At 71.0% G+C, this 11,821-nt stretch carries 15 protein-coding genes; 10 read left to right on the top strand and 5 right to left on the bottom strand.

All coding sequences use genetic code 11. The annotated features are described in order from the left end of the window. From VF665_RS09135 to VF665_RS09105, 7 genes are all read left to right on the top strand, one after another. A partial coding sequence (locus VF665_RS09135) for an FAD-dependent oxidoreductase (protein ID WP_331053110.1) occupies positions 1 to 567 on the top strand: 567 nt, incomplete at its 5' end. Next, a complete protein-coding gene (locus VF665_RS09130; RefSeq protein WP_331053109.1) occupies positions 564 to 1,514 on the top strand; it encodes a tyrosine recombinase XerC in 951 nt (316 codons plus the stop codon). The genes VF665_RS09135 and VF665_RS09130, both read left to right, overlap by 4 nt. A 683-nt stretch (positions 1,515 to 2,197) precedes the next feature. Next, on the top strand, positions 2,198 to 2,740 hold the full coding sequence (gene hslV, locus VF665_RS09125) for an ATP-dependent protease subunit HslV (RefSeq protein WP_331053108.1): 543 nt from the start codon (positions 2,198 to 2,200) through the stop codon (positions 2,738 to 2,740). A gap of 195 nt (positions 2,741 to 2,935) precedes the next feature. Next, positions 2,936 to 4,348, top strand: a complete 1,413-nt coding sequence (hslU, locus tag VF665_RS09120; protein WP_349263116.1) for an ATP-dependent protease ATPase subunit HslU — start codon at positions 2,936 to 2,938, stop codon at positions 4,346 to 4,348. A 59-nt stretch (positions 4,349 to 4,407) separates the two neighbouring features. Further along, on the top strand, positions 4,408 to 5,238 hold the full coding sequence (locus tag VF665_RS09115; protein ID WP_331053106.1) for a hypothetical protein: 831 nt from the start codon (positions 4,408 to 4,410) through the stop codon (positions 5,236 to 5,238). Between the two features lie 42 nt (positions 5,239 to 5,280). Further along, the gene (locus VF665_RS09110) at positions 5,281 to 5,625 is read left to right on the top strand and encodes a DMT family protein (protein WP_331053105.1); all 345 of its coding nucleotides are present in this window, start codon (positions 5,281 to 5,283) and stop codon (positions 5,623 to 5,625) included. Between the two features lie 15 nt (positions 5,626 to 5,640). Continuing rightward, positions 5,641 to 6,126, top strand: coding sequence for a hypothetical protein (locus tag VF665_RS09105; protein ID WP_331053104.1), 486 nt, complete (start codon positions 5,641 to 5,643; stop codon positions 6,124 to 6,126). A 204-nt stretch (positions 6,127 to 6,330) separates the two neighbouring features. On the opposite strand, the gene VF665_RS09100 is transcribed toward VF665_RS09105, so the two are convergent. Then, positions 6,331 to 7,344, bottom strand: coding sequence for a hypothetical protein (locus VF665_RS09100; RefSeq protein WP_331053103.1), 1,014 nt, complete (start codon positions 7,342 to 7,344; stop codon positions 6,331 to 6,333). 281 nt (positions 7,345 to 7,625) lie between these two features. On the opposite strand from VF665_RS09100, the gene VF665_RS09095 reads away from it, so the two are divergent. The 3 genes from VF665_RS09095 to VF665_RS09085 all read left to right on the top strand — a co-directional run bounded on the left by VF665_RS09095 (position 7,626) and on the right by VF665_RS09085 (position 8,252). Further along, positions 7,626 to 7,781 (top strand): hypothetical protein, encoded by a 156-nt coding sequence (locus VF665_RS09095; RefSeq protein WP_331053102.1) that lies wholly within the window; start codon positions 7,626 to 7,628, stop codon positions 7,779 to 7,781. 102 nt (positions 7,782 to 7,883) lie between these two features. After that, positions 7,884 to 8,048, top strand: a complete 165-nt coding sequence (locus VF665_RS09090) for a hypothetical protein (RefSeq protein WP_331053101.1) — start codon at positions 7,884 to 7,886, stop codon at positions 8,046 to 8,048. A 63-nt stretch (positions 8,049 to 8,111) separates the two neighbouring features. Beyond that, the gene (locus VF665_RS09085) at positions 8,112 to 8,252 is read left to right on the top strand and encodes a hypothetical protein (protein ID WP_331053100.1); all 141 of its coding nucleotides are present in this window, start codon (positions 8,112 to 8,114) and stop codon (positions 8,250 to 8,252) included. 84 nt (positions 8,253 to 8,336) lie between these two features. Here the strand turns inward: VF665_RS09085 and VF665_RS09080 are convergent, their stop codons facing one another. From VF665_RS09080 to VF665_RS09065, 4 genes are all read right to left on the bottom strand, one after another. Continuing rightward, positions 8,337 to 8,759, bottom strand: coding sequence for a hypothetical protein (locus VF665_RS09080; RefSeq protein WP_331053099.1), 423 nt, complete (start codon positions 8,757 to 8,759; stop codon positions 8,337 to 8,339). 282 nt (positions 8,760 to 9,041) lie between these two features. Then, the gene (locus VF665_RS09075; RefSeq protein WP_331053098.1) at positions 9,042 to 10,211 is read right to left on the bottom strand and encodes a 5-(carboxyamino)imidazole ribonucleotide synthase; all 1,170 of its coding nucleotides are present in this window, start codon (positions 10,209 to 10,211) and stop codon (positions 9,042 to 9,044) included. After that, on the bottom strand, positions 10,208 to 10,675 hold the full coding sequence (purE, locus tag VF665_RS09070) for a 5-(carboxyamino)imidazole ribonucleotide mutase (RefSeq protein ID WP_414678453.1): 468 nt from the start codon (positions 10,673 to 10,675) through the stop codon (positions 10,208 to 10,210). The genes VF665_RS09075 and purE overlap by 4 nt, the downstream gene beginning before the upstream one ends. Before the next feature lie 175 nt (positions 10,676 to 10,850). Further along, positions 10,851 to 11,821: hypothetical protein (locus VF665_RS09065; protein WP_331053096.1), on the bottom strand; the 971-nt coding region annotated here is incomplete at its 5' end.

The raw sequence follows: 11,821 nt of genomic DNA, 5'->3' as shown, positions 1-11,821 counted from the left end.
GCCGTGGTGCAGCTTCGCCGCGAAGACCGCGCGGGGAACCTGTGGAACCTGGTCGGCTTCCAGACCCGGCTCAAGATCCCGGAGCAGCGCCGCGTGTTCCGGATGATCCCGGGGCTGGAGAACGCCGAGTTTCTGCGCTGGGGCAGCATCCATCGCAACACGTACCTGAACTTTCCCGCCACGCTGACCGCGCACGGCTCGCTGCGCGACCGGCCGGAGCTGATCTTCGCGGGGCAGATCACGGGGGTGGAGGGCTACACGGAATCCACCGCGACCGGCATTCTGGCCGCCGCCAACCTGGACCGCATCGTCCGCGGCGAGGAGCCCGTCGTGCCCCCGCCCACGACCATGATGGGCGGGCTGATGCGCTACCTGCGCGAGAGCGAGCCCAAGCACTTCGCGCCGATGAACAGCAACTTCGGCCTGCTGGACCCGCTGCCGCACCGCGTGAAGGACAAGGACGAGAAGCGCATTCAGCTCGCCGAGCGCGGACGGGCGGCGTTTGCCGCGTGGATGGAGGAGCACGGCATCACGGGCGGCGTGGAAGCCGCGGCCGCCGCGCGGTGAGCGCCTCGTCCGCCGGCGCCGAAGCGAGTCGCGGGGGCGAGCTGGACGAGTTTCTGCGCTACGTGGCGCACGAACGCCAGCTCTCTCCGCAGACGGTGCGCGCCTACGCGGACGACCTGCGCGAGTTCCAGGACTTTCTGGACCGCTACTACGGCGCGCCGGAGTGGACGTGGGGGGGGGTGGACCGGCTGGCCATCCGCTCGTGGATGGGGGACTGCGTGAGCCGCCGCGGGCTGGCGCGGACGAGCGTGGCGCGCAAGCTGTCGTCCATCCGCTCGTTCTACCGCTTTCTGCACGTGGAGGGGCGGGTGGAGGCCAATCCCGCCCGCGCCGTGCGGACGCCGAAGAAGCAGCGGGTGCTCCCCGGCTTTCTGACCCGCGAGCAGATGGACCGCATCTTTGAGGCGGCGCTGCTGCGGGCGGAGGCGGGCGGGTTTCACGGGCTGCGCAACCTGGCGGTCGTGGAACTGTTCTACTCCGCCGGGCTGCGGCTTTCGGAGCTGCAGGGGCTGAACGTGGGCGACGTGGACCTGGTTTCCGAGCGCGTCCGGGTGATGGGCAAGGGGCGCAAGGAGCGCATCGTGCCCGTGGGCCGGATGGCGCTGCGCGCGCTGCGCGGGTACTACGAGGCGCGCGAGGGAGTGATTGCGGCGGCCACGCGACCGGACGGGCGGGCGGTGTTCGTGGGGCAGACGGGGCGGCGGCTTTCCGTGCGGCAGATCCAGAACATCGTGGGCGAGTTTCTGCGCGTCGTCGGGGGAGAAAGCGGCCTGTCCACGCACTCGCTGCGGCACAGCTTCGCCACGCACCTGCTGGATTCCGGCGCGGACCTGCTGGCGGTGAAGGAACTGCTGGGGCACGCCAGCCTGAGCACCACGCAGATCTACACGCACACCAGCAAGGAGCGGCTCAAGGCCGTGTACCGGCTCGCGCATCCGCGGGCGTAAAGGGCGAGTGCGGAGTGGGTGAGTGCTGGGTGCGTGAGTGCTGGGTGCGGAGTGCGGAGCTCAGGGCGGCGCCCCGGGCCGGCACCACCGGCCCACCCTCCCCCAAAACAGACTGGGGGAGGGTTGAGGGAGGGCGAGTTTCGGGGGCGCGGCAGGGATCGGCGCCGCTGGAATGCTGAGCGACTGAAGTCGCCCGCAACAACGGCTGAAAGCCTCACGATACTGCCGTGAGGCTGGCACCTGCGCGGCCGTGGAGTTCGGCGCCGACCGCCGCCCTCACAGTGAGGTCTCCCTTTCTCCCGCGGAGCGGGGGAGAGGGCCGGGGAGAGGGGGCCTCTCCGACCGCTCGGCACCTTGCGGAGCACGCCCGTCTGCCGTTCTCCCCTCTGCGTGCGGGGTTTGCACGGGGAGGGGCCGGGGGAGGGGCGCCGTTGCCGTGTGCCTCCTCTCCCACATCTGTTCATGGGGAAGGGTGGACGCGTCTCAGTGCGGACGGGTGAGGGCGCGGCCGGGCAAGGGCCACGCGGGGCCGCGGATGCACGGCGCGCTCCGCCTGCGCTCTCTGCCAAACCGGCCCGGGGGCGGACACGGTTGCGTAAGGTGCGGCGCCGCGCGACTTTGTGCCCGGTGGCGCCGCGCTGCGCCCCAATCAAACGAAAAAGACACGACGGACAGACGGATAGATGAGCATTCCCACGTTCCACGCCACGACCATTCTCGCCGTGCGCCGTGACGGCAAGGTGGCGCTGGGCGGCGACGGGCAGGTAACCATGGGCGACGTGGTCGCCAAGTCGTCGGCCACCAAGGTGCGCAAGCTGCGCGACGGCAAGGTGCTGGCCGGGTTCGCCGGCTCCGTGGCCGACGCCTTTACCCTGTTCGAGAAGTTCGAGGAAAAGCTGGAGCGCTACCCCGGCAACCTGTCGCGCGCCGCGGTGGAGCTGGCCAAGGACTGGCGCAGCGACCGCTACCTGCGCCGCCTGGAGGCGCTGCTGGCCGTGGCCGACGCCGAGAACCTGTACATGCTCTCCGGCAACGGCGACGTGATCGCCCCCGACGACGACATCGTCGCCATCGGCAGCGGCGGGAGCTATGCGCTCGCCGCCGCCCGCGCGCTCAAGGACCACTCGGACCTCCCCGCGGACGAGATCGTGCGCAAGGCGCTGGGCATCGCGGGCGACATCTGCATCTATACCAACAAGAACATCACCGTGCTGGAGCTGGACTGACCGGCTCCCACGTTTTTGAAATCGAGTGAGATGATGGCGATCAACGAGACGGACGTTCCCGGCGCGCCGGACGATTCCACGCCCGGCGCGGCGGTGGCCCACGAGGCCGCGCCCGCGGAGCCGGGCGCCGCGCCCGAGGGCGGCGTGATTCCCGCGCCCGACGGCCCGCCGGCCGAGCCGCTCTGGCTGGACGAAATGACTCCGCGGCAGATTGTTGCCGAGCTGGACAAGTACATCGTGGGGCAGCAGGCCGCCAAGAAGGCCGTAGCCATCGCGCTGCGCAACCGCTGGCGGCGCCAGCGCGTGGCCGAAGACCTGCGCGAGGAGATCGTCCCCAACAACATCATCATGATCGGCCCCACGGGGGTGGGAAAGACGGAGATCGCCCGCCGCCTGGCCCGCCTGGCCGGCGCGCCGTTCGTCAAGGTGGAGGCCAGCAAGTTCACCGAAGTGGGCTACGTGGGCCGCGACGTGGAATCCATGATCCGCGACCTGGTGGACGTGGGCGTGAACATGGTGCGCACCGAGCGCGAGGACGAGGTGCAGGAGGAGGCGGAAAAGCGGGTGGAGGACCGCCTCCTGGACCTGCTCATTCCCCCCGCCGAGGCCCCGGCGCCCACACCGGGAGACGGGGAAAAGAAGGACCGCGTGTGGTTCGCCTCCCCCTCCGGCCAGGCCGAGCCAGTGGAGGACGCCGCCAGCCGCGAGCGCCGCGAGCGCACCCGCGAGAAGTTCCGCCAGCTGCTTCGCGAGAACAAGCTCGAGGAGCGGCAGGTGGAGGTGGAGGTGAGCCAGAGCATGCCCATCGAGAACATGATGGTGCCCATGGGCGGCGGCATGGACGGCGGCGGCGGCATGGACGGCAACCTGATGGACATGCTGCAGGAGTGGCTGCCCAAGAAGACCAAGCGCCGCCGCGTGTCCGTGGCCGAAGCGCGCCGCATCCTCCTTCAGGACGAGCTCGACAAGCTCGTGAACATGGACGAGGTGATCAACGAGGCGCTGGACCGCGTGGAAGACACGGGGATCATCTTTCTGGACGAGGTCGACAAGATCGCGGGCGAGCGCGGCGGCGCGCCCGGCCCGGACGTGTCGCGCGAAGGGGTGCAGCGGGACCTTCTTCCCGTGGTGGAGGGTTCCACCGTGCAGACCAAGTACGGCATGGTGCGCACCGACCACATGCTGTTCATTGCCGCCGGCGCGTTCCACGTCAGCAAGCCGTCGGACATGATTCCGGAGCTGCAGGGGCGCTTCCCGATCCGGGTGGAGCTCAGCAGCCTGTCGGAAGACGACTTCGTGCGGATCCTCAAGGAGCCCAAGCACGCGCTGGTGTCGCAGTACCGGGCGCTGGCCGCCGCCGACGGCGCCGAGCTGGTGTTCACCGACGAGGGGGTACGCGAGGTGGCCCGCACTGCGGCGCAGCTGAACGAGCGGATGGAAAACATCGGCGCGCGGCGGCTGCACACGGTGCTCACCACGCTGCTGGAAGACGTGATGTTCGACCTTCCCGACCTGGCCGACAAGACGATCACCGTGGACGCCGTGCGCGTGCGCGACCGCCTGAAGGACATCGTGGAAGACGAAGACCTGCGCAAGTACATCCTCTGATGCACCCGCGCCGCCCCCGGGGCTTCCCGGGGGCGGCGCACCCACGCACCACAGCCACCATGAAGTACCATCGCCTGCTCCTGCCGGCGCTGCTGGCGTCCACGCCCGCCCTGGGCCAGCGCGGCGTACTCTTCGGCGTGTACGATCCCGATTCGTTCATCGAGGGCAACGCCACCCGCTTCATCGGCTGCCACGACGGCCGCGAGTTCCACTCCACGGGGTGCCCCGTGCGCGTGGACACCATGAGCACGGGCGACGAGATGCGCGCCGTGGACGGCAGCGGGCGCACGGCCCGGGTGCGCGTGGAGCAGGTGTACGCCCGCACCGGCGACCTGTACGAGGCGCCGTACGCCCTGTCCGTTCATGACGCCGGCCCGGAGCCCGGCGCGCCCATGCTGTTCTGGCAGGCGGACGCGGGGGTACGGCTGCTGGCGCCCCGCGCGGTGACGCTGGACACGGCTGCGCTGGCGCTGCTGCGCGCGGAAGCGGTGCGGCTGTACCAGCGCGCCGAGGCGCTGCGCGCGCCGGGTGACCGCAGCGAGTCGCTGGTGCTGGGCACGCCCGTGGTTCGCGTGGTGGAGGGCGAGTCGCGGGTGGCGGTGTACTGGCCCGCGGCGCTGGCCTACGGCTCCGACCGCGACACCCGCGCCTCGCTCTTCTTTGTGTACGATCCGGGCGCGCGGCGGGTGGTTTCGGCGCGCTTCGGGCACCCCGAGTGGGCGCCCATGCGCCAGCGCGACACGGTCTGCGCGGTGGAGCCGCTGCTCTTCTTTCGTGTAGGGAGCGACGCGCGCACCTACATCCTGGCCCGCGACACCGGCCCGTGGGAGTACGTCGGGTTCGGCGTCTACGACCTGCGCACCGGCGAGCGCGTCCTGCGCTCCCGCTGACGGCCCCCGCCCGGCGCCGGATCCAACTCTCGTATTGCTGCGATGAACGCGACGATCCTCAAGACGGTGGGGCTTCTGCTGCTGTCGAACGTGTTCATGACGTTCGCGTGGTACGCGCACCTGCGAAACCTGAGCGCCAGGCCGTGGATCGTGGCGGCGCTGGCAAGCTGGGGGATTGCCCTGTTCGAGTACCTGTTGCAGGTTCCCGCCAACCGCATCGGCTACACGGCGCTCACGCTGCCGCAGCTCAAGATCCTGCAGGAGGTCGTCGCGCTGGCCGTGTTCGTCCCCTTTGCCGTCTTCTACATGAAGCAGCCGGTCTCGCTGAACTACCTGTGGGCCGCGTGCTGCATGGCCGGCGCGGTGTTCTTCGTCTTCCGCGGCTGACCGGGTCGCGGAGCCATGTTTTCCGGCCTCGGCACCGGCTTCTGGATCGCGGCGTCACTTGCCCTTCTCTGCGGCGCGGCGCTGGCCGCTTCGGGGCTGCGGCGTCCCCGCCGCATGCGGCGGGTGATGGGGGGTGCCGGGCTACTGGGCGCGGTGGTGCTGGCCGGGGTGCTCGTGCCACGAACGTCGGTGGAGGCCTGGAATGCGGTTCCCCGCACCGATGACGTTCCCGGCGAGTGGAGGGCGGGTGCGTCATGGCTGAAGCTGAGGTGGGACGGAACGTACGAACTGCACGCGCAGGGTACGGCGCTGCGGCGCATCGGCATGCGCCAGTCCGCCGGGCGGTGGTCGCGGGACGACTGGAACCTGCACCTGGCGGACAACGCCGGCCCGCGCATCGAGCTGCGCTTCGTGGTGATCGGGGGCGAATACCGGATCGTGGAGCAGCCCGGCGATCCGGACGGGTGGCGGGCATGGCCGGGACTGGCCCGGGATGAATGACGCGAAACGGGGCACCGCCCGCAGTGCGGCGCCCCGTCTCTTCTCCTGGCGCGCGGATGCGCCACGACGCTCGGCGGGTGTTCCTCATCCGCCTTGCGCGTACCCGGGTATCTGCGCGCCGGTGCTCGGCCGGATGGAGGCAGGCACGACGGGGGCGCCGCGGAATCGCGGCGCCCCCGTTCACGTCGTCATCCGCGCGTTCCCTCAGGGCGCGGGGTGGTCGATGATCCACTGGCGCAGCACGGCGTTGGACTGCTTCCACGCCACCGAGTCCTCGCGCAGCACCCGCTCGTGCTCCAGGTGCAGCCAGTGCCCCCACCCCAGCCGGTCGTTGCTGGTGCGGCCCTGCGGGTTCTGCGTGGCGCTCAGCGCCTTGTACGCCGTGTCCGCGCCGAACAGCCCGGCGGCGTACCCGGCCTGGTTCATCCGCGTGCGCACCGTGAGCTCCGCCGCCGTGTAGACGGGCTGCGACACCGCGGTGCTGCGGCCGTTGCTCATCACCAGCCGCGTGCCGGCGGGGAGGTTGCCGGTGTGGTTCTCGACCCGGAAGCCGTGGATGGAGAGCGCCCGCGTTCCCGCGACGGCCACGCGGTCGTGGATGGTGTGAAACACGCTCGCGGTCTGCCGCGCCATGTCCGCCGTCTCGCCGGCATTGGCGTCGCGCCGGGCGCCGGCCATCAGGAACCAGCGGCAGCGGCAGGAGCGGTACAGGTCGGCGGCGATGTCTTCGGAGAACTCGTCGTCCACCGGATGGTTCACGTGGATGTCCGCCGCGTTCTGGCCGCGCGGGTTGAAGACGTACGTGCCCCACCCGCGGGCCACCTGCCCGCCCGCCGGAATGCGCTCGCGGATGACGACGAGCGAGTCCTGCGTAACCGCTTCGCGGATGGCGTACACGTCGTAGCCGTAGCGGTCCAGCAGGGCGTCCGCGCCGGCCACCCGCCCGGCGACGGCGGAATCCACCGCGAGGCGAAAGGTGTCCAGCGCCGCAACGCCGGGAACGACGTACGCCCCGGTTCCGTTCTTGATCAGCCCGCGCGTGGCCGTATCCACCAGCACGCGCAGGTTCACCACCGGCAGCGCGGCCGTGGCGTGCGCGCCGCTGTCGGGAAGCGTAGGGCCCGCCTCGCCGCGGCCGTCCGCCGCGGAGCATCCCGCCAGAACCAGCCCCGCGCCAACCAGCAGCGCGCGGCGCGCATATCCTGCAATCCGAAGCATCGTCTTGATCTCGGGTGAACCGGAAATGCGCGGCGTCGTGGAACGACGCCGTCCCTTCCGGGCTGCGGAAGGATCGCCGCGGGGCGGGGAAGCGGACAGGGTAGGATGAACCAGAGTACGAGAGTAGGAGAGTACGAGAGTACGAGAGTACGAGAGGGGCGGCTGTTTTCTCTGCTTACGTTTTACGCCTCCTATTGAACAAAGGAGCAGGGGCCGCTATGTTCCGGAACCCGCCGGATTCTGCTGGCGGGCACCCCCAATCACCCACCCGGAGGACTCCCATGCTGAACCCCGAGAGCCTGAACGTCAGCTCGTTCGTGACCGGTGAGCCGGCCTCGTCGCAGTCGCTGCCCACCACCGGCAGCGGCCCGGACTGCATCGTGTACGTGAGCGACTGCGTCTCGTGCTTCCCGGACCCGGCCACGGGTGTGGAGTAACGCGGCTTGCGCGACCCGCCGGCGCCCGCGCGCCGGCGGCCTCCTTTTCACGGCGCCGGAACCCGCGCCGCACCCTCGCCCTCCAAATCAGGAGCCTGCACCATGCAGCTGAATCCCGAGTCGCTGGAAGTCACCTCTTTCCAGACCAGCACCAGCAGCACCGAGCCGTCCACCGTCATTCTACAGGACAGCGCGTACCCGATCTGCATCGTGTACGTGAGCGACTGCGTGTCGTGCGTCCCCGACGGCACCAACGCCGCGCTGTAAGCCGGCCCCGCCGCCCGCCCCCCGCGGGCGGCTTTTCGTTCATCCCGCACTCCGCGAGTTCCCATGCAGCTGGATCCCGAAACCCTGGAAGTCGTCACCTTCGCCACCGAGCCCGAGCCGCAGGCCGCGCTCCTGGTGGGGGCCGGCATCAGCGAGCCCGACATCTGCCACGTCTGGTTCAGCGACTGCGCCGCCTGCTTCTAATCGGCGTTGAGCGAACGCCGAAGCCCCGCGACTCACCGGGAGTCGCGGGGCTTCGTGCGTCGCGGGCCGTGCAGAAGGCGCGCGTCAGTCGGGAAAGGGAATGGACTCGCCGATCTCCGGGTGGCCGCCGGTGATCAGGTCCACGATGGCCTCCATTTCGGAGCCCATCACGTCCAGGCGGTGCAGCACCGAGCGGGAGTGCCCGTAGTCGAAGTAGAGCGTGACCGCTTCTTCGTGCGCGGGATTGTGCTCGATGATGCTCTGGTCCATGCGCCCGCGCAGGTCGTCGCAGATGAGGCCGACGGCCGCGCGCACCCGGCGCTGGTCCTGAAGCGTCTCGATGCTGAAGTCACCCGTAAGGCGGGGCAGCAGCATCTCCACGCGGGCGATCCCCTCGGCCGGGGCCTGCACGGCGCCCGACTGGCTTTCGCCCTCCGCCGCCGCGACCACCGCCTCGCCCGCCGAGGCCAGGGCCCGCAGCTCTTCGAAATTGCAGTGAAGGATCATTTTGCTCCCCCAGGCTCAATCCTGCCGTGTGAAAGGGCAAGCGCCGGGCCACCCGCTGGCACGAACGCAAAGCCGTTTCGCTATCTGTCTTTACGCCGGGGGGCGGGATTTGTTTCAATCCGCCGCGGGCCGCGGAATGCGGCCGCCCGAGGACATCTGCGGCACCCCCGTGACCTGCCTGGAGGGCGGCGCCGCGGCTTGAGGTGAGGTGGAGCGTGGGCCGCGATTGAGGTGTGTGTTTCTACAATGGCGACGGGCGCCCCGCGGACGCAAGGGCCTTGTTCAGCCCCCTCCCGCCATGGCCGTCCAGGCCCGCATGGCGCGCTCGGCCGCGGTGTCTGCATCGTCCGCCAGCGAGGTCAGGTGGCCCATTTTGCGGCCCGGGCGCGCGGAGCCTTTTCCGTAGAGGTGCAGCGCCGTTTCCGGCACGGCCAGCGCATCCACCACCCCCGGCCGGTCCAGCCCCGTGCCCGCGTCCTCGCCCATCAGGTTCACCATGGCCGCCGGGCGCAGCAGGGCGGGGGAGCCCAGCGGCAGCCCGCACACGGCGCGGAGCTGCTGCTCAAACTGCGACACGCCGCACGCCTCCAGCGTGTGGTGGCCGGAGTTGTGGGGGCGCGGCGCAATCTCGTTCATCAGGATGCGCCCCTGCGGGTCCACGAACATCTCCACCGCCAGCAGGCCGATCACCCCCAGCCCCTCCGCCAGCGTGCGCGCCACCGACAGCGCCTGCTCCGCCGCCCCGGCCGGGATGCGCGCCGGGCAGCGCGTCAGGTGCAGGATGCCGTTGCGGTGCTCGTTTTCCGCCACGGGAAAGCAGGCCGTCTCGCCGTTGACGGATCGCGCGCAGACGACGGACACCTCCATCTGAAAGGGGACACGGGCCTCCAGGATGAACTCGTCCCCCTGCGCGGCGACCGCTTCCCACGCCGCGTCCGCCTCCGCCGCGGTGCGAATGGTCGCCTGGCCCTTGCCGTCGTACCCCATCCGTGCGGTCTTGAGGATGGCGGGCGTGCCCACCTCCCGCAGCGCCTCATCCAGATCCGCGCGGGTGCGGACGGGGCGGAAGTCCGCGGTGAGCACGCCCAGCGAGCGGGCCGTCTCCTTCTCCCGCACGCGGTGCTGTGCCACCTCCAGCACCGCCGGGCCGGGGCGCACGGGGACGATGCGCTCCATTTCGCGCAGCGTGGCCACGTCGGCGTTTTCCCACTCCAGCGTGACCAGGTCCGAGCGGCGCGCCAGTTCCAGGCAGGCGTCCAGGTCCTCGAACGGGGCGCGGATGTGGCCGTCGCAGAACTGCGCGGCCGGCGTGTCCTCCCCCGGGTCCAGCACGATGAGGCGGTACCCCATCCGCCGCGCCTCCAGGGCGAACATGCGGCCCAGCTGCCCCCCGCCCACCATGCCGATGGTGGCGCCCGGAAGGAACGGCGCCTGAGCGTCGCGCGCCGTCATCCGTGCCCTTCCTGTTCCGTGCGCAGCGCGTCTGCCGCCATCCGCTCCGCGAAATCGCGCAGGCGGGCGCGCAGGGCCGGGTCGCGGCTCCCCAGGATGCGCGCGGCCAGCAGCCCGGCGTTGGCCGCGCCCGCCTTGCCGATGGCGACCGTGGCCACGGGAACGCCGCGGGGCATCTGCACGATGGAAAGGAGCGAGTCGATGCCGTTCAGCGTGGAGGAAAGGACGGGGACCCCGATGACGGGAAGCGTCGTCTTGGCCGCCGTCATCCCCGGCAGGTGCGCCGCGCCGCCCGCGCCGGCGATGATGACCTCGATGCCGCGCTCCTCCGCCGTTTCGGCGTAGCGGAACATGAGGTCCGGCGTGCGGTGGGCGGACACGACCTGCATCTCGTACGCGATGCCGAACTCGTCCAGGACGCGCGCGGCCTCCTGCATGGTTTCGCGGTCCGAGCGGCTGCCCATGATGATGCCGACGCGCGGCGTATTTTCGCTCACCTGATGGCCTGTACGGGCGTGCGGGACGGAGGGAATGCGATGGCGGCGGGAATGTAGGATGCCGGGGCGGGGGATACAACGTGCCGGGGACGGATGCGGCGCGGCCCCCGAAGCGCGGGCGCGAGGAGGAGGCCCGCGCGGCCTACGAGCTGAAGCTGGCGCATTCCAGGAACCGCGCCCACGCGTCGGCGCTGCCCAGCCCGATCACGGCGGGGCACGGGTCGGCGCAGCCGGTGGCGGATGCGCCGCACCTTTCCCGCGCGCCGTCCGGGTGGTCCGCGTCGATCCGCGCCAGGCGGGCCGCCTCCCGCAGCAGCGCGCGCCGCCGCTCCCCCGTTCCCGCGGCGTAGAAGGCGGGGCACACGAAAAGCGTTCCCATGTCCGCCGGCACCGCCACAAGCGTCTGGCCGCGGCCGCTGGCGGGATCGGTGCTGCCGCAGTTGCCGTCCCCCTCCGCGCCGCACGACACGGGGGTGCCGCCCAGCGCGTGGTGAATGCGGACGGCGATGCCGGCGAGGACCGGGAGGTCCGGGTCCACGTGAAAGATGCGGCTCGCCATCCGGGCGACGTGGCGGTCGCCCGAGCTGGCCGCCTGCGCCGCGCGTCCGGCCACGGAGAGCGCGTCGAACCGCGAGGCCGTCACCAGGGCGCGCTGCCGCGAGTTGAAGGTGCAGGGCTCGGGGTCCGTGGACTGCGGGCCGGCCATGCACTGGATGAACCACGCCCATGCATCCACGTTGCGCAGCGTGTCGCCGCCCGCGGGGCAGGGGTCCATGCAGTCGTGGTCGGCGTCGCTGCAGTAGGGCGGATGCCGGTAGTCCGCGGCGTCGTCAATGCCGGCGGCGTGCCCTGCCTCGTGCAGAAGGGTGCGGCGGCGGAAGACGCTGGACGTTTCCGGCGAAAAGAAGAACGGGCAGATGAGGATGGACCGCAGGTCGTCGGGAACCACCGCGTACACGGGGCCTCCGGGGCGGCGCGGATCACCGCGCTGGCACAGAGGCTCGCCGCAGCTGGCGCACAGGACGGGGGTGGTGCGCAGCGTCGCGCCGATGGTGGCGATGGTGTCCGCCATCCCGGGGAGGTCCGGCGCGGCGGCCAGGTGAAAGATGCGGG

The organism is Longimicrobium sp., assembly GCF_036387355.1.
Classification (GTDB): Bacteria; Gemmatimonadota; Gemmatimonadetes; order Longimicrobiales; family Longimicrobiaceae; genus Longimicrobium.
The sequence above is the reverse complement of the archived record's forward strand: the minus strand, read 5'-3'. Positions and strand labels throughout refer to the sequence as shown.